Below are 20,583 nucleotides of genomic sequence, written 5' to 3'. Positions count from 1 at the left end.
TATGAAATATTTAAAAATATTTTCTATTCTTTCCATCATGGTGGCCACACAGTCCTGCCTCTCTGCAGATGAAGATCCGGTTCCGGTTCCTCCCATGACTGGATCAGAAGTCAATGTAAAAGTTGGTGGTCCTACAGAACCTAATCAGGTTTGGATTGATCTGAGTGATTATACCAATCCGGCTGTCAACAGCAGAACAGATTGGGATCTTGGTTTTTATACAGGAGATGAATTTCGTGTGATTATGAACGGATCTCTTGCTATGACAGTTATTAAAATACCTGATGCTGCAGATATCAGTAAAATAAAAGATGCTGATGTTGAAAGTTTGAAAGAAATTGCTCAGGTAGGAACATTTGATGCTGCCAACATGAAATATATTGACAATCCTAATGGTAATTTTCTGACTCAGACTTCCGGGATTGATGCCATCAAAGAAAATGATTCTGACAATCCTGTTTATCTGATCAATCTGGGAAGAGAAATACCTTCCGCAGCCAATATCGGGGCAGGTTCCGTTTCATTGTCCGGTGATCCGAGAGGATGGAAAAAAATTCAGATTCTGAGAGCTCAGAATGGATATAAAATCCGCTATGCCGATCTGAATGCAACGGGAGCAGATATCAAAGAATATATCATTACCAAAGATACTGAATACAACTTTTCGTTCTTCAACCTGAAAACGGGTACACCAATAAAAATTCAGCCTAAGAAAAAAAGCTGGGACTTAGCATTCACAACGTTTACCAATGAAGTATTCATGGGACCTACAACCAGTGCGGGAAGCTACTTCTATGCAGATTTTGTAACGACCAATACCTTGAATGGAGTAGGTGCTTATCAGGTAAGTGTTACAGGAAGTCTGGATCAGGCTTATACCGCATTCAAACTGAAAGACGTTGAGCCTGCCAAATTTGTTTTTAATGATCATAGAGCCATTGGTGATAAGTGGAGAACAACAACGGGGACGGCAACGAATCCGGTTCCTTTTGTCTACTCAGACCGTTTCTTTGTATTGAAAGATGCTGAAGGTTTCTACTTTAAACTGAGATTCAATAAAATGAAAGACGAAAATGGAAACCGCGGTTACACCAATTTTGAATTTGAACCTTTATAAATAATCAAATAATAGTATATCATGAAAAAATTCATCCTTGCAGCTTCTGTACTTGTAGCAGTATATTCTTGCAAAAAAGCAGAAGCATCAACGAAAGAAAATACAACGGAAGCCGCTTCTGAAGCACCAAAAACCAACAATAAAATAGTAACGTTAAACGGTGGAATTACTGAAATCGTAGCTGCTTTAGGTCACGAAAAAGAAATCGTAGGAACAGATGTTACAAGTACTTATCCTGCATCTTTAAAAGCTACGGCTAAAGATTTAGGTCACATGAGATCAATGACCATTGAACCGATCATGGCGGTGTCTCCGACATTAATTTTAGCTTCTGATAAAGATATCAACCCGGAATTAATGGGGAAAATCAAATCTTCCGGAATTAAAACTGAAGTATTCAAACAGGAATATACAGTAGATGGAACTAAAAAGTTAATCGAATCTGTAGCAAAAGCGATTGGAAATACAGATTACCAGAAATTAAATGAAAAGATTGACGCTGATCTTAAACAGGTACAGCCCATTGCTAAAAAACCAAAAGTATTGTTCATCTACGCCAGAGGAAATATGCTGATGGTGAGTGGTAAAAATACACCAATGGCTTCATTGATCACTCTTGCAGGAGGTGAAAATGCTGTAACTGATTTTGAAGATTTCAAACCATTGACACCTGAAGCCGTTGTAAAAGCTAATCCTGATGTTCTGTTCTTCTTTGAAACAGGCTTACAGGGAGCAGGAGGAAATGAAGGCGCTCTTAAAATGCCGGGTGTTTCCCAAACCAATGCAGGAAAGAATAAGAAGATCATCGCAATGGATGGAGGTTTAGTGTCAGGTTTCGGACCGAGACTAGGAGAAGCAGCAGTAGGATTAAACAAACTTTTAATTGAAAACACAAAGTAAACTATACTTTTATCTTATTATAAGTGCAGTACTGCTGGTCATTATAGCAGTGCTGTCACTTAATACAGGAGTTTATGATTTCGGAGAGAATTCTCCGTTCAGGGCACTGTGGCAATTTATAAAAGGTGATCCGTCTTTGTCCTTAAGTGATAAATATGTGATTTGGGACGTAAGAGCAGCCAGAATTGTTATGGCAATTTTAATAGGAGGAATGCTTTCTGTCTCAGGAACCAGCCTTCAGGGACTTTTTAAAAACCCGCTGGCAACAGGTGATTTGATTGGCCTTACATCGGGAGCAACCCTGCTGGCGGCAATTGCGATTGTTTTAGGAGGACATTTCAAAGAATACCTTCCTGAGGTTGTACAGTTTTCATTGGTAGGAATCGCTGCTTTTATAGGATCATTCTTATCTATGATGCTGGTATACAGGATTTCAACAAGCGGAGGAAAAACAAATGTAGTGATGATGCTGCTTACCGGAGTTGCAATAACTGCAATAGGTTTTTCAATAACCGGGTTCCTGATCTATATTTCAAAAGATGAACAGCTTAGGGATTTAACCTTCTGGAATCTGGGAAGTCTGGCGGCGGCTACATGGACAAAGAATATCATTCTGGCCGTTGTAATGACGATCGCTTACATCATTTTATTGCCTAAAGGAAAAGCTTTGAATGCCATGATGTTGGGAGAAAAAGATGCGCAGCACCTGGGAATCAATGTGGAAAAACTGAAAAAACAGATCATCATCACCGTTGCATTAATGGTGGGAACCTGTGTAGCATTTTCAGGGACAATTGGTTTTGTAGGTCTTATTGTACCTTATATTTTAAGACTTTTATTCAAATCCAATAATACCTTTATCCTGCCTTTATCAGCCATGTGCGGAAGTATTTTGCTGCTGACCGCAGATACGTTCAGTAGAAGTATCGTAGCGCCGTCTGAACTTCCGATCGGGATTCTGACTGCACTGATGGGAGGACCTATCTTTATTGCTATTTTGGTTAAATTTAAAAAATCACTGTAATGATCAAGGCACACCAGATTAATTATAAACATAAAGAATTCCGTATTCTGGATGGAATAGATGTCTCTCTGGAATATGGTGAATTTTTAGCCATTGTAGGTCCGAACGGAGCAGGAAAATCAAGCCTTCTGAGTGTTTTGGCAGATGAAGTGAAATCCGGAAAACAAAAAGTATTATTTAAAGATAAACTTATTTATGAGTGGAACGTGAAAGAGCTTTCCAGACATAAAGCAAAATTTTCGCAGCACAACAGTAATGATATTCCGCTTGAAGTAAAAGATGTAGTCATGATGGGCAGATATCCTTATTTTGATGCCCAGCCCGGCAAAGAAGATCTGGAAGCCATGAATAATATGATGTATGAAACCGATATTTTTCATCTGAAAGACAGAGATTACAATACCTTGTCCGGAGGAGAAAAGCAAAGGGTACATCTGTCAAGAGTAATGGCACAATTACAGAACGACATTACCCATAAACTTGTTTTTCTGGATGAACCTTTGAACAATTTAGATATAAAACATCAGTATAAGGCATTGGAAATTATCAAAAACTTCACAAAAAAAGCCAACAGTGCCATTGTTGTTTTACATGATCTGAACCTTGCAGCACAATTTGCAGACAAGATATTATTGATGAAATCAGGAAAAGTTTCCGCCTTTGGAACTCCACAGGACGTTTTTACAGCAGAAAACATCAGTAAAGCCTATAATTTTCCCTGTACCATCTGCGGACACCCTATTACGAATAACCCAATGATCATTTTTGGATAACCATGGAAAAAGAAGAACTTAAAATCCTTGCACAGAATCTTGCCAATCCTCAGGGAGAAAAAGGCATCGAGATTGGTGAAATGATGAATGCCACCAACATCGGGATGACGTTAGAAAGTATCAAAACACTTGTGATAGATGACGGTCAGCATATTCTTGAAATAGGACACGGCAATGCCGGACACCTGAAAAGTATCATGAGCCTTGCCAAAAACCTCAGATATACAGGAATTGATATTTCTGAAACCATGCACAATGAAGCCAGAAAGCTCAATAAAGAATTTGAAAATCAGGCAGATTTTATTTTGTATGAAGGAAAGAAACTTCCTTTTCAGGACGGGACTTTCAACAAAATATTTACAGTAAATACTGTCTATTTCTGGGAAAATCCGGTAGAATTTTTAAATGAGATCTACAGGGTTTTGAAAGATGACGGAACACTCGTCCTTACTTTCGGGCAAAGAGATTTCATGGAAAAACTGCCGTTTACGGAATATGATTTCACACTCTACAACAACAATGAAATGGAAGAACTGATCTCCAAAAGTCATTTTAAAAGAATGAAAACTTCCGAAAAAGAAGAGCAGATAAAAAGTAAAACAGGAGAAGAAACAATACAAAGAATTTATACAATTTTAACCATAAAAAAATAAAATAATGAGCACATTAGTTAATGATTTAAAGGAAAAATGGGAAGCTCTGAAAGCAGAAAATCCACATATCAGAATAAGAAATGCCGCTGCACAGCTAGGTGTAAGTGAAGCTGAATTATTAGTAACCAGTGTAGGGGAAGGAGTAACTGTTTTAAATACAGATTTTCCGGGAATTCTTACAGAAGCTGAGCAGTTGGGAAAAGTAATGGCTCTTACCCGTAATGATGAATGTGTTCACGAAAGAAAAGGAATCTATCAGAACAGTGATTTCAGCAGTCCGCATGCACAGCTTTTTGTTGGAGAAGACATTGACCTTAGGATTTTCCTTAACCACTGGAAGTTTGCTTTTGCAGTAGTAGAAGGAGATAAGAAAAGTCTTCAGTTTTTCGGAAAAGATGGTCTGGCATTGCACAAGATCTATCTGACAAAAAACAGCAATGAAGAAGCTTTCGATGCTTTGGTTGAAAAGTTTAAAGCTGAAGATCAGAGCCAAGTATTTGTATTTGAGGCAGTTGCTCTAAAACAGGCAGAAAAAGCAGATTCAGAAATTGATGTGGAAGGCTTCAAAAAAGCATGGACAGAATTGAAAGACACTCATGATTTCTTCATGATGACCAGAAAATATGGAGTAAGCAGAACACAGGCATTAAGATTGGCACCGGAAGGATTTGCTAAGAAAATAGACAATGCAAAAGTGGTCAACATCCTTGAAGATGCTTCTGAAAAAAATACTCCGATCATGGTTTTCGTTGGAAACAGAGGAATTATCCAAATTCACACCGGAAACGTAAAGAAAACGCTTTGGCACCAACAGTGGTTCAACGTAATGGACCCGGACTTCAACTTACATTTGGATGTAACGAAAATTGCAGAAGCCTGGATCGTTAAAAAACCAACTGAAGACGGAGAAGTAACGGCTATCGAAGTATTCAACAAAGAAGGAGACTTTATCGTTCAGTTCTTTGGAAAAAGGAAACCTGGAATTCATGAGCTTCAGGAGTGGAAGGACCTTGTAGCAGCTTTAGAAAAGTAATAATTAGATGATTTGAATGAGACCGTTTTGTTTGTAAAATTCAAAGCGGTCTTTTTTATTCGGATTTTGGCGAAGAATAATCAAAGACTTTAAGGGTAGGTTTACAGATAAGTGAATTCACAGTTATAGTACAATGAGTGCCAAAATATTTGTGTAATTTGTGGTTAAATATAAAAAAATGAAAAATATTTTCATAGCGATACTGCTTGCGGGTTTCTGTTCTTTGAAGGCACAGGAGCTTAAAGCTTTCCAGTTTTATGATAAAAAAGGAAAAGAAGTAAAGACGGAAAAACTGGTGAAAGAACTGGCCGATTATGATGTGGTCTTTTTTGGTGAAAACCATAACAGTTCTATCAATCACTGGCTTCAGCTTAAAATTACAGAAGCTCTGTTTGCTAAAAAGAACGGACAGCTTATTTTAGGAGCTGAAATGTTTGAAAGAGACAATCAGGCTCAGCTGAACCAATATCTGAATGGGAAATTTGATGCTAAAACATTCAAAGACTCCGCACGTTTATGGAACAACTATGCAACGGATTACAAACCTTTGGTAGATTTTGCTAAAAATAAAAAACTGAGTTTTATTGCTACCAATATTCCAAGGAAATATGCCTCTCAAACCGCTAAGGAAGGTCTTGAATCCCTGAACAAATTAAGTGAAAAAGAGAAAACACATATCGCTCAGCTACCGATAAAAGTTACGTTAGACACTCCGGGATATCCGGAAATGAAAGCAATGATGGGAGATCATGCGGAAGGAACAAAAGTGATGAATTTTATTTCAGCCCAGGCAACGAAAGATGCTACAATGGCAGAATCTATCCTGAAAAATTTACAGGCCGGGAAAACATTTATCCATTACAACGGAAACTATCACAGCAAAGAATTTGGCGGAATCTATTGGTATATCAAACAGAAAAATCCTAACCTGAAAATGGCCGTAATCTCTGTTTTTGAATCAGACGATCCCGAATTGAAAGTTCCCTCAAAAGACTATATTCCAACAGATTTTAATCTGATTATTCCTGCGGATATGACCAAGACTTTTTAATTTTTTACAAAAATGTCATTCTGACGAAGGAAGAATCTCCCTATTACTTAATTATAAGATTCTCCACTACATTGCATTCCTTTCAGAATGACAAAAATCAAACTTACATTGAATTCAATAGGGTCGGGCTTTAGCCCGGCCATTTTTATATCAAAACTTCAACGGCTTTAGCCAAAACATAAAAATCAGCGTTCTATAATCATTTTTATTCTACAATATTTACCTTTGTACCATATTCAAAAAACATGAAGAAATTACCCATCCTGCTGATCTTTTTTATAGGCCTGTTGAACGCCCAGAAACTCACTTCCAATGAGATTTCAATTATTAATCAGGGAGATGTAAGCACAGCATTACCGATTTATCAGACAACGGATGCCAGTCAGCATAAAACATTGCTGAGTATTTCTTCAGAAGCAGATCCTCTTGATCCTAATACGACTGTTCTGGTAAAAAGAATGAAAGAATCTCTTCTTTCTACGGATGGTGGAGTAGGAATTGCAGCGCCACAGGTGGGAATCAACAGAAAGATCATCTGGGTACAGCGTTTTGACAAAGAAGGAACTCCTCTGGAATATTTTATCAACCCTGTCATTGTATGGCATTCCGATCTGCAGAATCTTGGGCCGGAAGGAGACCTGTCTATTCCGGATTTCAGGGATCAGTTTTACAGAAGTAAAGTGATTCAATTGGAATATGTGGATTTGAAAGGGCAGAAATATTCAGAAATTGTAGAAGGTTTCACAGCCGTTATTTTTCAGCATGAAATTGACCATCTTTTCGGCATTCTGATCTCCGATAAAAAAGAAAAAGAGAAAAATGATTCTTATAAAAAAGTAGATGCCTATCAGAAAAGTGATGTGAATAAAGACAGAAGGTGATGGTGAATTATAAATTATAAATGATGAGTTATGAATGATGACGAACTGTTACTAAAAATATCCTCAATCATCTGCGCCCATCTGCGAAATCTGCGGTTAAATATAAAATAAAAGGAGCTGTTTCCATGGAAACAGCTCCTTTCGTTATAACTATGCTTAAAAAAATTGGATTAATCGTTGTTGGTTACTGAAAGCTTCACCTCCATATTATTTCTGGTAGCATTAGAATAAGGGCAAATTTGGTGTGCCTTTTCTGTTAAAGCCTGTGCCTCTTCAATAGAAACTCCTGGGATATTCACATCCAGTTCTGCTGCCAATCCGAAACCTCCATTCTCAATTTGGCCGATGCTTACCTGTGCCGTAACAGTTGTTTCTCCTGTTTTTACTTTAGAAAGACTGATTACTCTGTTCAATGCGCTGTCGAAACATGCAGAATATCCGGCTGCAAAAAGCATTTCAGGGTTGGCAAAATCTTCATTGGCTCCTCCTAATGCTTTCGGCATTCTTACATCAAGATCCAATACTCCGTTTTCACTTTTTACATGTCCGTTTCTGCCTCCTTGAGCAGTTACCTGAGTTGTATATAATGTTTTCATTTATTTTCTATTTTGTTTAATATTTTTAGGACTGTGTCTTTAAGATGCAGCAGTTCTTCCGGCTGTATACCCAGTCTTTCCTGAATTTTTCCCGGAATTTCACATGCTTTTTTCTGAAGCTGTTTTCCTGCTTCGTCTAAAAATACTTCAACCACTCTTTCGTCTTCTTTTTTTCTTTTTCTGATGATAAATCCTTTGGTTTCCAATCTTTTAAGAAGAGGTGTCAAAGTGCCGCTATCGAGAAACAGTTTTTCCCCTATATGGGTTACTGTAAGTCCGTCACCTTCCCATAATACCATCATAACAAGGTACTGCGGATATGTCATGTCCAGCTCATCGAGGAAAGGACGGTAAAGTCCTGTGATCTCTTTGGCGATAACATACAGCGGGAAGCAAATCTGGTTTTCTAGTTTGGGTGTTTTCGGATTTTCCATAAGTTTGAGTACGAAAGATTCGATGAAGGTATTACTTTTTTATGATAAATTCATCCATTGGAATTCTGACTTTTTTCATAGAAGACAGCCAGTCATTGGCTTCGTCACGGTATCCAAGGTATAAAAGGCTTACACTTTTTAGTCCTAATTCTTTTAATCCCAATACTTCATCTACCACTTCATTACTGAATCCTTCTGCCGGAGTACTGTCGATTTTAAGTTCTGCAGCCTGAGCCAGGGCAATTCCTAAGGCAATATAAGTCTGGCGGGCCGTGTGTGCAAAATGCTCTTCAGGAGTCTGTGCCCCATACATTTCTTTAATTTTATCGGTATAGCTTCCGAAACGACCTCTTGGAAGGTCTCTTACATCGGTATGATAATCGTAAACTTTGTCAATTTTTTCATTAGAATAGCTGTCCCATGCTGCAAAGACCAAAACGTGAGAAGAATCTCTCATTACTTCAGGGTTTAAAGCACCTGCTACCATTTTTTCTTTCAGTTCCTGATTTTCTACCACGATGATTCGGAATGGTTGTAATCCCGATGAAGTAGGAGCCAGCCTTGCTGATTCTAAAATAGTATTAAGATCTTCCTTTGAAATTTTTTTGTTCGGGTCATAAGCTTTTACAGCATGTCTCCAGTTTAGGTTTTCTATTAATGACATTTTTTCTTTTGTTTTAAATTAAACTACTTGGTGGTTGTTGAACTTCCTGTTTTTTTAATTGAAGTAAAACAACAGTACAAATGTATAAACAATTTAATTGTGTGCAATTTAATTTTGAAAGATTTTATTGATGACGATTATTGATGAATTAAAATAAATAGTAATATAGTTTGCTTTTAACTCATTTTCGCATGATTCGGATTTTTTAAGATTCTCTCGATTGCAATCTTTGCAGAAGAATTTTAAACCAAAAAACAATGCAGAGATTTAAAAACAAAACAGCTTTAATTACCGGAGGAACAAATGGAATGGGCCTGGCTACCGCTCAGAAATTTATTGAAGAAGGAGGAACAGTCATTATTACAGGAAGAACTGAAGATACTGTGAATAAGGCGCTGGAAAAACTTGGTGAAAAGGCTTTTGGAATTGTATCCGATGCCGGAAATATAAAAGACCTGATGAACCTTCAGCAGGAAGTCAGAAAATATACAGAACAGATTGATCTGGTCTTTCCGAATGCTGGATACGGAAGATTTGCTCCTGTAGAATATGTGGATGAAAACCAGTTTGACGAACTTTTTAATCTTCTCGTAAAAGGTCCTTTTTTTACAGTGCAGCAAATATTACCATTGATGAATAGCGGAAGTTCAGTTATTTTTAATACTTCAGTAGCAACGGATATTGCGATGCATAATTTTTCCGTGTATTCTGCTGCTAAATCTGCTGTGCAGTCTTTCATTAAAACCTTTGCGGTAGAGCTTACAGAACGCGGGATCCGTGTCAACGGAGTGAGTCCCGGACATATTAAGACCAATATTTTCAACAATACAGGCCTAACCGGTGAGCAGATTGAAAGCGCTATTGAAGATATTATTCCTATCATACCTTTTAAAAGACAAGGGGAACCGTCAGAAATAGCTAATGTAGTTCTGTTTCTTGCTTCAGAAGAAGCCTCCTATATCCATGGGGCTGAAGTAAAAGTAGATGCCGGGATTTCTGTGATCAGATAATGGCAGACTATTTCAGAGCAATTAAAGGTTATTTCACCTCTTTAATTTCTTTGATGATATTGGTTTTATTTTCAATACCAATATTATAGGTTTTACTTTTCTTAAGGCTCTGGGTTGCCTTTTCCATCAGAGTTTTGTACTCCGGTGATTTTTTTGAAATATAAAAAACCTGAGCACTGATTCCAATGGCAACACGTACTACTTCATTGGGTTTATCCGGATCTTCGGTGATATCTGAAATAGTAGCATTATTATACCAGGTTAAGTTCTGCGAACTGGAATTACCGGAACAGGATGTGATCATAATAAAAAGTAATAATAAATAGAACCAGGCTTTCATAGCAAAAAGTATTAAGTAAAAAGCTCCTGCAATGTATTAAAATAAATGCAGGAGCTCTATATAAATTAGTTAAAATCCACAGCTTCCTACGCTAGGTGCAGGAGAAGGAGAACATCCTGAAAGGGATGAGAAGATATTCAATACACAATTGGTATTTACATAGTTGTTATCATACAGTAAAGAACCTGCCGGGCTTCTGTAGTACACGTTTCCTGCCGTATTGGCATAAGAAGATACAGATGCAGATCCACAGCTTGTGTTTGTACATGCAGCTCTCCATGCAGCATCAGTTACAGGTCCGCTGGAGAATAATGATGGATCAATGATTCTTTTTTCAACAATTCCGGAAGCATTTTTAAAGCTTACCAATATCGCTACGTGATATACCCATGATACGCAGCATGTTCCTGTAGAAGCTCTCAGGTTACCATACACGAATTGTTTTTCACAGTCGTATCCTGCATTCAATAGTATTTGTCTCATTTTATGGGCTCTTGCATAGCATCCGTCAACAGGATATCTGAATGTAATGCACGGAGAAGAAGCTGTAGAAGTTCCGCAAGCCTGATTTTTTATCTGAGCAAACAGATTGTTTAAAGTGGCAAGGTTAGGAATAACGCTTACTGCTTTTCGGCTTTCTTCTTTTATTTCTTTAGTAAGGATAGATTTGAAATAACGGATATCTTCAGCAGTAGCTTTGTCTACTTTTGCGATTTCGCTGGTATTGGCTTTAAGGAAAACCTGAACAGGAGTTTCGTTTTCAACAGCCTGTCTGATCATGGAAATATAGCCTGCATTTTCTTTACTGTCCTTGATGTAGTAGGGCTGAGCAGTAACCATAAATGAGATTTTAAATTTCCCGTCTTCTTTATCAATCCCTACCGGGACAGTTTTACCGAAGTCTTTCATTGCGATTTCGTTTGACTCTTTGGCAACAAGATTAGGATCCTGATTGGCACCTGAATCTGAACAGGAATTAAATGACAGTACCGTCACGAATACCATCATGGATAAAAGAAATTTTTTCATAGTTTTTATATTTTGGTGGTTAATTTTCAGTGAACATTTTAATTTGTAATAGTTCACTATTTTGTGATATTAAAAGTAATAAAATTTAAAATATACGCAAGAGTTTTTTTAAATAAAATAAATTATTCTTTCATTTTATTGATTTTATGATATTGAAAATGGCGAAAAACTAATGATTATAGTGGTGGATTTAAATAAAACAAGTTTTTTAAAAAATTATGAGTTTTTTGGTTTTCATGGGTTAGATTCCTACGGAATGGACAAACTGTGGGGTAAAACCTCGATTCCAATTGTGTCATTCCGTAGGAATCTGGCCAATTTCACAAATCAGCACTATTTTTCAACATCTATAAGGTTTTGAAAACCTTTGATTTCCAAATTAAAAATAAAACGGTTTAGATTCAGTAAGATTTAAATGTTCTGATAATTATGATAGTATTTAAACTAAAAACCCAGTTTCGACTATTGAAACTGGGTTTATTATATTTTAAGTCAATTGACTATTTGTAAATGAGTTCTGCCTGAAAAACGTCAGCAAAATGTTTTCTGATCTTTGCTTTCAGTTCTTCCATTTCTTCCGGAGTAAGCTCTCTTTCAAGTTCTCTTTTCAGAGAAGTCACCTGCTTATCTTTGATCCCACATGGAATGATGTACTCAAAATAACGCATATCTGTATTTACATTCAATGCAAAACCATGAAGAGTTACCCATCTTGAAGCTTTCACACCCATTGCACACATTTTTCTTGCATAAGGTTTTCCTACATCCAGCCAGACTCCGGTTTCTCCCGGAGAACGTTCTCCTTTAATACCATATTCGGCAATGGTTCTGATGATCACTTCTTCCAGATTTCTCATATATAAATGAATGTCTGTAAAAAAGTTCTCAAGATCCAGGATAGGATAGCCTACAACCTGTCCGTAACCATGATAAGTAATATCTCCGCCACGGTTTACCTTTACGAAAGTGGCATCAATTTCTTTCAGTTTATCAATGCCGGCAAGCATATTTTCTTCATGTCCGCTTTTTCCTAAAGTATACACATGAGGATGCTCTACAAAAAGAAGGTGGTTGGGAGTGGTTGTATGTTGTTCCGCAGGAAGATCTCTGTTTTTTATCTTGGTATCAATGATGTTTTTCATCAGCTGTTCCTGATAATCCCAGGCTGGCTGATATTCTTTGACTCCTAAATCTTCAAATTCTACTGATTTATTTTGATTTGTATTCATTTCAATTTTTGATATACAAATTTAGTGAATTTTACCCTTTTATGGAATGGATAAAATCTATGGCACTTTTCTTCCAGTCTCTATCCTGAAGCAGAATATTCACAAAGGCTGTTCCTATGATACCGCCATCCGCTTTTTCTGTTACATTTTCAAAATCCTCTTTCGATTTAATTCCGAATCCGATCATCACAGGATTTTTGAGTGGGAGGGAAGCTACCCTGGAAAGGTAGTATTCATTTTTTAAAACTGCATTTTCATTTCCGGTTGTAGAGGAAGAGCTTACTGCATACAGAAAACCTGAACTTAAAGAATCCAGATACATCATTCTTTCATCAGAGGTTTCCGGAGTGACCAGAAAGGTAAAATTAAGATTGTACTGCTTTAAAACAGACTGATAGTTTTTCTCAAATTCAATAGGGGGAAGGTCAGGAAGAATCAACCCTGAAACACCGCTTTCGGAACATGCTGCACAGAATCTCTCAAATCCAAAACTTAATACCGGATTAATATAACCCATCAGGATAATGGGAATTCTGATTTCGTCTTTGATGGCTTTTAACTGAGATAATAACTTTTCAATCGTCATTCCGTTTTGTAAAGCCAGCTCATGGGCCTTTTGAATAACCGGACCGTCTGCCACAGGATCAGAATAGGGCATTCCGATCTCGATCATATCTGCCCCGGAATCCTGAATCAGTTTTATAATATCAGCGGTATCATCCAGTTGAGGAATTCCTGCTGTGAAGTATATATTTAGTTTTTTCATTTCTTTCTTTTTGTATTGATGTATTTATGTAAAATGTATTTATGATCAGGTTTTATCTGTTAAAGTCATTTTACGTGAATACTTTTTACATTTTACAAATTCTTCAGATACGTTTCCATATCTTTATCTCCACGGCCGCTCAGACAAATGACAATAACATCATTTTCGCCAAATTTCTTCTTGTCTAAAACTGCCAGAGCATGTGAACTTTCCAATGCCGGAATGATGCCTTCCAGTTTAGTCAGCTCGAAAGCACATTTCAAAGCTTCATCATCATTAATGCTAAAGAATTCAGCACGTTTTTCTTTAAATAAATGCGCATGAAAAGGTCCGATTCCCGGATAATCCAGTCCTGCAGAGATAGAGTGGGGTTCTATAACCTGGCCGTCTTCCGTCTGCATCACAAGACTTTTGCTTCCGTGAAGTACCCCAAGTGTTCCTAAAAATGTAGTTGCTGCAGATTTCCCGGAATCTACTCCCAATCCTCCTGCTTCAGCGGCAATGATTTTCACTGCTTTTTCCTCCACAAAATGATAGAAAGTCCCAGCAGCATTACTTCCACCTCCTACGCAGGCAATCACGTAATCCGGATTTTCTCTTCCGATTTTCTCTTTAAGCTGCTCTTTAATCTCTTTTGAAATAATACTTTGAAATCTTGCTACAAGATCCGGGAATGGGTGAGGACCCACCACGCTTCCAATCACATAATGAGTCGTCTGAGGATTGTTGATCCAGTCTCTTAATGCTTCATTCACTGCATCTTTAAGTGTTTTTGATCCTGAAGTGGCTGGTACTACTTCTGCACCCAGCATTTTCATCCTTGCAACATTCGGGGCTTGTCTCTGGATGTCAATTTCTCCCATGTAAACAATACATTCCAAACCAAGCAAAGCACAGGCTGTAGCGGTGGCAACACCATGTTGTCCGGCTCCGGTTTCAGCAATAATTCTGGTTTTTCCAAGACGTTTTGCCAACAGAACCTGTCCCAGAGCGTTATTGATCTTATGAGCTCCGGTATGGTTGAGGTCTTCACGTTTTAAATAAATCTGAGTCTGGTATTTTTGACTTAGGTTTTTAGCGAAATATAAAGGAGTAGCACGGCCTACATAATTTTTCAGCAAATCCTGATACTCAGCCTGAAAATCTTCAGATTCTATAATTTCAAGATAGTTTTTTTGCAATTCTTCTACATTAGGATAGAGCATTTCTGGGATAAAAGCACCTCCAAACTCTCCATAATATCCGTTTTCATCGGGGTTTTTATAATTCATTTTTTTATTCTTTAGTAATTAAATAAGCATTATTCTGTGCGCTTAGCTGATTAAGCAGTTCTTTGGTTTCCTTTGATGCATTAAAAATCAAGATATCATCGTCTTCAGAGTTAACCCATTCCGAATTGATACTTTCTTTGATCATTTTAGCTTTGTCATGAAGAATTTCAATCAAACACTTTTCATAAAAATGACGGAGATCCGAATGGCAGAAACCAATAGTATCCAAATTTCTCTGAATGACATTTTCTTTGAAATGACGAACTAAAGCGGCTCCATATCCTTTCTTTTTATGAGCAGAAACAAGTCCTACAGCTTCCGCAAAAGAATAATCAGTGCCGGCTATTTTTAAAGTAAAATCAAAATTGACACGCATCACTGCCAGAATATTTTCATCGGTATCCATTATAAAATGAAATTCAGAATCTTTGAAAAAAGTCTGGAAATAAGCAGACCTCATGTTGTTCCAGGCAGAAATATCCCAAAGCTGTAAGATATGTTCTATCTCATTTTCCGTTAAATCCTTCGTTTCCTTTACCTGATATTTCATGAGTTTAAGCTATTAATAAATGTAAGATGATAATCGTATTGTTGTTTGGTAATCAGTTTTTTATAATGTAATAATTCTATTTTATGCATTAAATCAATTAGCGTTGCTTTATCTATTTTGGATTGATACATAGTAATTGCAATTTCCAGATTGTCAATCAGATAATAAGAATCAGAGTCTTCATACAGCAGAAATATTTTAGCATAAATCAATCCTAAGTCATAATTTATAACTGATCTTACATGGCTTTCCAGAAACTTATCCGAAATAATAACAAGATAATAGCTGTTCCACAAACTGATTCTTTCAAAAAAATACTGAATATCGGTTTCCTGAAAATCTTTAATGATTTCAATGAACTCAGACAATAATCCGCCAACTTCCCAATGCTCTATATTGCTGTCATTCTCGGCAACAAAATGATACAAGGCCTGGATTTTTTCATTCCCAAACTTAGGAGGAAATAAGTTTTTATAAAATGTCTTTTTTAGCAAATGTATGTTCATCGTTGTGTTTTTTTAGGGGTTATATCTTTTTATTGATATAGGTTTTTAAACTTTTTTATCCGGTCAATATCTTTATTTCCAGGTTCGATTTCAAATTTTGAATTGATATCTAAAGCAAAAGGCTGCTGTTGTAAAGCTTTGATATTTCCAATATTTTCTTCTGAAATACCACCACTTAAAAAGTAGGGCAGTGGAATTTCAAGATCATTCAGTAAAGTCCAGTCAAACTGTTTTCCTGTTCCACCGAATGCTTTCCCGTCTGTATCAAACAGGTAGTAGGTGATAGGCTGCAGGTTGCAGGTTGTAGGTTGTTGACTGAAAGTTTGCAGTATTTTATTTTTGGTTTCTGAATCATTGTTTCCTATCCTTATCACTTTAATGATCTTGACTTTGGGATCCAGTTTTTGTCTTAATTCAGTAATGAAACGATCACTTTCGTCGCCATGAAGCTGTACAAAATTCAATCCTGCTTTTTGAACAATCTGTAGAATGACCTCTGCTTTTTCGTTTACAAAAACGCCAGTTTTTCCCTGGTGATTTATAGTAGAAATCTCTTCCAGGCTCAGATGATTCAAAACATATCTCGGTGACTTTTCATAAAAGATGAAGCCAAGGAAATCTACGTTCATTGCCATCAATTCTTGAATCTGGCTTAATTGCGTTAAGCCACATACTTTGAGTTTGGGAGTGCTGGTAGGTTGCAGGTTCATTTCAGGTATCATTTTATCTATTAAATTTGTACTGAGAAATCTTCAAATGCTTTAGCCGGGTTCGTATTTTTCATAAAATATTCTCCCATCAGGAAGCCGTCAAATCCTTTTTCTTTTAAAAACTGAAAATCTTCAAGGTTATAAATACCGCTTTCCGCTACAGATAAAACTTCTTTTGGAAGCAGGTTTTTCAGCTGAACAGAATGTTGCAGATCCACTTTGAAGTCTTTAAGGTTTCTGTTGTTGATTCCTACAAGATCAATTTTTGAATTACAATGTTTCAGTTCATCTTCCGTATGAATTTCCAGTAAAACTTCCATGTTCAGTTCATGAGCAAGATCTGTAAATTCTTCTACCTGAGCGGGTGAAAGACAGGATGCGATCAGTAAAATAACATCAGCTCCAATACTTTTAGCTTCAAAGAACTGGTATTCATCAATCATGAAATCTTTTCTCAGAATCGGAATGTTAATATCATTTCTTACACTTACAATATCATTTAAGTTTCCTCCGAAAAAATCATGATCAGTCAGGATAGAAATTCCACTGGCTCCAAAATTTTCGTATGCTGAAACCACTTCTAATGGCTCCACGCTATTGTTGATGATTCCTTTTGAAGGAGATTGTCTTTTAAATTCAGCGATAATTCCGCTTCTATTTTTGATAGATTCTTTCAGAGAATGGGTTTTTCTTCCAAAAAAGCCTGTGTTTTTTAACCGGTCAAGAGATATACGTGATTTTGCTCCGGCAACTTCCTCTTTTTTTCGTTCAATAATTTTATCCAGTATAGTCATTTCTTGTGTTTATGTTTGGTCAATGGTGAATTTTGCTTCGCAAGTGAATAATGAATTTAATTAATCAGGAGATTAAAACTGTTTAATGCTTTTCCACTTTGAAGACTTTCCTGAGCCAGAAGAAGACAGTCGTCATACGTTCCGAAGCGGTGCGTGTTGTACAGTGCTACTGAAGCATTGGCCAGAATCACAGAATTTTGTTGTTCCGTACCTTTTGCTTCCAGGATATTCATAAATATTTTTGCCGTTTCCTGGACAGAACTTCCAGCCTTAATATCCTCCAGCGTTACCGGGTTGAAACCTAAATCTTCTGCAGAATAAATCTCTTCTCCGTTTTTTGTAATGATTTTGCTGTCGTCAGTAAGACTTATTTCATCATATCCGTCAAGGCCATGTACCAGAATAAATTCACGTTCCTCTTTTTGAAGGAGGTACTGATAAATTCTTGCAATTTCCAGGTTGTACACTCCAATCATTGAATATTTGGGTTTTGCAGGATTAACTAATGGTCCCAAAAGGTTAAAAAATGTTCTCAATCCCAAAGATTTTCTCAATAATCCAACGGATTGCAGCGCAGGATGAAAGTAAGGAGCATGGAGAAAACAAATGTTGGCTCTTTTAAGGTCTTCATTCAATTGTTCCGAACTGTTTTTAAACTGATAGCCCAGTTCTTCCAGTACATTGGATGAACCAGTGATAGTGGAAGCTCCATAATTTCCATGTTTGGTTACCTTCTGCCCGGCTCCTGCCACCACAAAGCTTGCTAATGTTGAGATATTGATAGTGTCTTTTCCATCACCTCCCGTTCCCACAATGTCAATGGCGTCACTGGCATCTATGTCTGCAGGAACAGCCATCTGTAGCAGAGCCTCTCTGAATCCTTCCACTTCCTTCAGAGTAATATTTCTCATCAGGAAAACACTTATAAATGCGGTAACTTCTGCGGCATTGAACTTATTCTGTGCAATCTCAATCATGGTAGCCTTAGCTTCTGATTTTGAAAGCGTATTATGGTTGAACAGGTATTGCAGTATTTCTTTCATTTGTGGCGTTTTTATTGTTGTTGATGGGACTTCTAGTGTTTTCACGATAAAAGAAAATTTTTAATGATTACTTCTCCTTCGGGAGTTAAAATACTCTCAGGGTGAAACTGTACTCCATGTACATCATAAGTTTTATGCTGTAAAGCCATGATCATTCCGTCTTTGTCTACAGCTGTGATTTCCAGTTCCTCCGGGAAATCTTCAGGATTTACTGCCCAGCTGTGGTATCTGCCCACTTCCAGTCCTGAATTCAGATCTTTGAAAAGTTTGGTATTTTCTTTTACCAGTTCAGTAGTGGTTGCAACTCCGTGGAAGATTTCAGTCAGATTGATTAGATTTCCTCCGAAAGCTTCAGCAATAGCCTGCTGTCCGAGACATACTCCCAGAATACTTTTTGTAGGGGCATATTCTTTAATAAGGTCTAATAAAATACCCGCTTCTTCGGGAATTCCAGGTCCTGGAGAGAGAATGATCTTATCATACTTTCCGATTTCTTCCAGAGTAATTTCATCATTTCTTACCACATCCACTCTTTGATTCAGAATTCTTTCAATAATCTGGACCAGGTTATAAGTGAAGCTGTCATAGTTGTCAAAAACAAGAACTTTAAGTGGCTGCTGAGTGTTTATATTGTTGTTCATTTCTTTTTTGTTAGGTTGTTTTGCTAGTTGCTAGTTGCTAGTTGCTAGTTGCTAGTTGCTAGTTGCTAGTTGCTAGTTGCTAGTTGCTAGTTGGTGTTGGTAGGGCTTATTTTATTTTTCAACTATTTTTTCTGCTTTTTCCACTGCTTTTTTCAGTGCATTCAGCTTGTTGTTGACTTCCTGCAGTTCATTTTCCGGAACTGATTTAGCCACAATACCGGCACCAGCCTGGTAAAAGAGTGTATTGTTTTTACTTAAGAAAGTTCTGATCATAATGGCCTGGTTACAGGTTCCGTTTAATCCGATCATTCCTATACAGCCGCCATAATATCCGCGGGAATCTTTTTCGTATTGATTAATAAGTTGAAGCGCTTTATGCTTCGGCGCACCGCTCAATGTTCCCTGAGGGAAAGTTGCAGATACCATTTCAAGAGGGTTGATATCAGTGGAAACATCGGCTGTTACTTCACTTACCATATGGATTACGTGAGAGAACAACTGAATTTCTTTAAGCTTGGTTACCGTTACATTTTTTCCGAGTTTTCCAAGATCATTTCTTGCCAGGTCAACCAGCATAGTATGTTCTGCATTTTCTTTAGGATCAGCTTTTAATTCTTCAATAGCCTGAAGATCAGTCTCAAAGTTTCCTGTTCTTTTAGATGTTCCGGCAATCGGGTGGATGATTGCTTTATGGTCTTTTATAATTAATTGGCTTTCAGGGCTTGATCCGAATAATTTGTAATTTCCGTAATCAAAATAGAAAAGATACGGAGAAGGGTTGATATTTCTTAAAGCACGGTATACATTGAATTCATCTCCTTTGAATTTCTGTTCAAACCTTCTGCTCAAAACCAGTTGGAAGACATCGCCACGCATGCAGTGTTTTTGGGCTGTTTTTACTAATTCTCTATAGTCTTCATCAGTAATATTAGACGTTTCCTCATCAGTTTTTTCGAAAGGATACACAGGGGTATTCTGATTTTTAATAAGGTTTTCCAACAGATGGAACTCAGATTTTACCCCGTCAATAGAATTTTCAATGATATACATTTCATCGTTGAAATGGTTGATCGCAATTACATATTGATATAATCTGTATCTCAGAACAGGAATTTCAACTTCCTTACTTTGTGCTTTAAGATTGATCTTTTCGAAAAACTGTACCGCTTCAAAACTTGTATATCCAAAAAGGCTCTGAGCGGTTTGTTCTATAGGATCGTTGGTTTCTTCACATTTAAAAATTTTCCTGAATTCCTCAAATATATCTGTGATATTGCGTTCCATCATGAACTGCTTTACAGGAGCAGAAGCAGGAAGCTTGATTTCATATTCGTTGAGGTTTTTTACTTCAATTCCTGCAATGGCATTTACTGCGATGAAAGAAAAGTTGTTATCAATACTTTTTGAATCCGAGCTTTCCAGAAGAATGGTATCACGGAATTTATCTCTGATTTTAAGATAAATATTCATGGGCGTATGAAGATCTCCCAGTGTTTTTTTCGAAACAGTTTTTATTTTAATTGTGTCAGTATGCATTTTGTTTTTTTGTAAGATTAAAGAATAAAAAA

At 37.0% G+C, this 20,583-nt stretch carries 24 protein-coding genes; 9 read left to right on the top strand and 15 right to left on the bottom strand.

Annotated features, from left to right (window positions below; all coding sequences use genetic code 11):
- The first annotated feature begins 1 nt into the window (after position 1).
- From LC457_RS13505 to LC457_RS13470, 8 genes are all read left to right on the top strand, one after another.
- A complete protein-coding gene (locus LC457_RS13505; protein WP_223600344.1) occupies positions 2 to 1,117 on the top strand; it encodes an HmuY family protein in 1,116 nt (371 codons plus the stop codon).
- Between the two features lie 21 nt (positions 1,118 to 1,138).
- On the top strand, positions 1,139 to 2,017 hold the full coding sequence (locus LC457_RS13500; RefSeq protein ID WP_223600343.1) for a hemin ABC transporter substrate-binding protein: 879 nt from the start codon (positions 1,139 to 1,141) through the stop codon (positions 2,015 to 2,017).
- Complete coding sequence (locus LC457_RS13495; RefSeq protein ID WP_213278601.1) at positions 2,001 to 3,041, top strand: iron ABC transporter permease; 1,041 nt, start codon at positions 2,001 to 2,003, stop codon at positions 3,039 to 3,041. The genes LC457_RS13500 and LC457_RS13495 overlap by 17 nt, the downstream gene beginning before the upstream one ends.
- Positions 3,041 to 3,814 carry a heme ABC transporter ATP-binding protein gene (locus LC457_RS13490; RefSeq protein ID WP_223600342.1) on the top strand — a complete coding sequence of 258 codons (774 nt, stop codon included), beginning with the start codon at positions 3,041 to 3,043 and terminating at the stop codon, positions 3,812 to 3,814. Before LC457_RS13495 ends, LC457_RS13490 begins: the two co-directional genes overlap by 1 nt.
- Before the next feature lie 2 nt (positions 3,815 to 3,816).
- Positions 3,817 to 4,467, top strand: a complete 651-nt coding sequence (locus LC457_RS13485; RefSeq protein ID WP_223600341.1) for a class I SAM-dependent methyltransferase — start codon at positions 3,817 to 3,819, stop codon at positions 4,465 to 4,467.
- A gap of 4 nt (positions 4,468 to 4,471) precedes the next feature.
- On the top strand, positions 4,472 to 5,500 hold the full coding sequence (locus tag LC457_RS13480; protein ID WP_223600340.1) for a hemin-degrading factor: 1,029 nt from the start codon (positions 4,472 to 4,474) through the stop codon (positions 5,498 to 5,500).
- A gap of 178 nt (positions 5,501 to 5,678) precedes the next feature.
- Positions 5,679 to 6,551: a ChaN family lipoprotein gene (locus LC457_RS13475; RefSeq protein WP_223600339.1), complete on the top strand. Its 873-nt coding sequence runs from the start codon at positions 5,679 to 5,681 to the stop codon at positions 6,549 to 6,551.
- 245 nt (positions 6,552 to 6,796) lie between these two features.
- Positions 6,797 to 7,432 (top strand): peptide deformylase, encoded by a 636-nt coding sequence (locus LC457_RS13470; protein ID WP_223600338.1) that lies wholly within the window; start codon positions 6,797 to 6,799, stop codon positions 7,430 to 7,432.
- A gap of 170 nt (positions 7,433 to 7,602) precedes the next feature.
- On the opposite strand, the gene LC457_RS13465 is transcribed toward LC457_RS13470, so the two are convergent.
- Genes LC457_RS13465 through LC457_RS13455 form a run of 3 tightly spaced genes read right to left on the bottom strand, consistent with a single transcriptional unit; the run spans position 7,603 to position 9,126 of the window.
- Positions 7,603 to 8,028 carry an organic hydroperoxide resistance protein gene (locus LC457_RS13465; protein ID WP_223600337.1) on the bottom strand — a complete coding sequence of 142 codons (426 nt, stop codon included), beginning with the start codon at positions 8,026 to 8,028 and terminating at the stop codon, positions 7,603 to 7,605.
- Positions 8,025 to 8,462 (bottom strand): MarR family winged helix-turn-helix transcriptional regulator, encoded by a 438-nt coding sequence (locus LC457_RS13460; RefSeq protein ID WP_223600336.1) that lies wholly within the window; start codon positions 8,460 to 8,462, stop codon positions 8,025 to 8,027. The genes LC457_RS13465 and LC457_RS13460 overlap by 4 nt, the downstream gene beginning before the upstream one ends.
- A 31-nt stretch (positions 8,463 to 8,493) precedes the next feature.
- The gene (locus LC457_RS13455) at positions 8,494 to 9,126 is read right to left on the bottom strand and encodes an NAD(P)H-dependent oxidoreductase (protein ID WP_223600335.1); all 633 of its coding nucleotides are present in this window, start codon (positions 9,124 to 9,126) and stop codon (positions 8,494 to 8,496) included.
- A gap of 257 nt (positions 9,127 to 9,383) precedes the next feature.
- Here LC457_RS13455 and LC457_RS13450 point away from each other — a divergent pair, with 257 nt between their 5' ends.
- Complete coding sequence (locus LC457_RS13450) at positions 9,384 to 10,136, top strand: SDR family oxidoreductase (RefSeq protein WP_223600334.1); 753 nt, start codon at positions 9,384 to 9,386, stop codon at positions 10,134 to 10,136.
- Between the two features lie 28 nt (positions 10,137 to 10,164).
- Here the strand turns inward: LC457_RS13450 and LC457_RS13445 are convergent, their stop codons facing one another.
- From LC457_RS13445 to LC457_RS13390, 12 genes are all read right to left on the bottom strand, one after another.
- Complete coding sequence (locus LC457_RS13445) at positions 10,165 to 10,476, bottom strand: hypothetical protein (protein ID WP_223600333.1); 312 nt, start codon at positions 10,474 to 10,476, stop codon at positions 10,165 to 10,167.
- 69 nt (positions 10,477 to 10,545) lie between these two features.
- The gene (locus tag LC457_RS13440; protein WP_223600332.1) at positions 10,546 to 11,505 is read right to left on the bottom strand and encodes a protein-glutamine glutaminase; all 960 of its coding nucleotides are present in this window, start codon (positions 11,503 to 11,505) and stop codon (positions 10,546 to 10,548) included.
- Positions 11,506 to 12,005: 500 nt separating this feature from the next.
- Positions 12,006 to 12,734, bottom strand: coding sequence for a lipoyl(octanoyl) transferase LipB (gene lipB / locus LC457_RS13435; RefSeq protein WP_223600331.1), 729 nt, complete (start codon positions 12,732 to 12,734; stop codon positions 12,006 to 12,008).
- Between the two features lie 31 nt (positions 12,735 to 12,765).
- A complete protein-coding gene (gene trpA, locus LC457_RS13430; protein ID WP_223600330.1) occupies positions 12,766 to 13,500 on the bottom strand; it encodes a tryptophan synthase subunit alpha in 735 nt (244 codons plus the stop codon).
- A 92-nt stretch (positions 13,501 to 13,592) separates the two neighbouring features.
- Complete coding sequence (gene trpB, locus LC457_RS13425) at positions 13,593 to 14,771, bottom strand: tryptophan synthase subunit beta (protein WP_223600329.1); 1,179 nt, start codon at positions 14,769 to 14,771, stop codon at positions 13,593 to 13,595.
- Between the two features lie 4 nt (positions 14,772 to 14,775).
- Positions 14,776 to 15,321 carry a GNAT family N-acetyltransferase gene (locus LC457_RS13420; RefSeq protein ID WP_223600328.1) on the bottom strand — a complete coding sequence of 182 codons (546 nt, stop codon included), beginning with the start codon at positions 15,319 to 15,321 and terminating at the stop codon, positions 14,776 to 14,778.
- Positions 15,318 to 15,827, bottom strand: a complete 510-nt coding sequence (locus LC457_RS13415; protein WP_223600327.1) for a hypothetical protein — start codon at positions 15,825 to 15,827, stop codon at positions 15,318 to 15,320. The genes LC457_RS13420 and LC457_RS13415 overlap by 4 nt, the downstream gene beginning before the upstream one ends.
- A 29-nt stretch (positions 15,828 to 15,856) precedes the next feature.
- Positions 15,857 to 16,537 carry a phosphoribosylanthranilate isomerase gene (locus LC457_RS13410; protein ID WP_223600326.1) on the bottom strand — a complete coding sequence of 227 codons (681 nt, stop codon included), beginning with the start codon at positions 16,535 to 16,537 and terminating at the stop codon, positions 15,857 to 15,859.
- 20 nt (positions 16,538 to 16,557) lie between these two features.
- The gene (trpC, locus tag LC457_RS13405) at positions 16,558 to 17,331 is read right to left on the bottom strand and encodes an indole-3-glycerol phosphate synthase TrpC (RefSeq protein WP_223600325.1); all 774 of its coding nucleotides are present in this window, start codon (positions 17,329 to 17,331) and stop codon (positions 16,558 to 16,560) included.
- A gap of 56 nt (positions 17,332 to 17,387) precedes the next feature.
- The gene (gene trpD / locus LC457_RS13400; RefSeq protein WP_223600324.1) at positions 17,388 to 18,374 is read right to left on the bottom strand and encodes an anthranilate phosphoribosyltransferase; all 987 of its coding nucleotides are present in this window, start codon (positions 18,372 to 18,374) and stop codon (positions 17,388 to 17,390) included.
- Positions 18,375 to 18,415: 41 nt separating this feature from the next.
- On the bottom strand, positions 18,416 to 19,015 hold the full coding sequence (locus tag LC457_RS13395) for an aminodeoxychorismate/anthranilate synthase component II (protein ID WP_223600323.1): 600 nt from the start codon (positions 19,013 to 19,015) through the stop codon (positions 18,416 to 18,418).
- 111 nt (positions 19,016 to 19,126) lie between these two features.
- The gene (locus LC457_RS13390) at positions 19,127 to 20,551 is read right to left on the bottom strand and encodes an anthranilate synthase component I family protein (protein ID WP_223600322.1); all 1,425 of its coding nucleotides are present in this window, start codon (positions 20,549 to 20,551) and stop codon (positions 19,127 to 19,129) included.
- Positions 20,552 to 20,583: the final 32 nt, after the last annotated feature.

The sequence above is a fragment of the Chryseobacterium sp. GVT01B genome (assembly GCF_019970045.1).
Taxonomy (GTDB): Bacteria; Bacteroidota; Bacteroidia; order Flavobacteriales; family Weeksellaceae; genus Chryseobacterium.
This window is presented reverse-complemented; position numbering and strand designations above follow the sequence as displayed.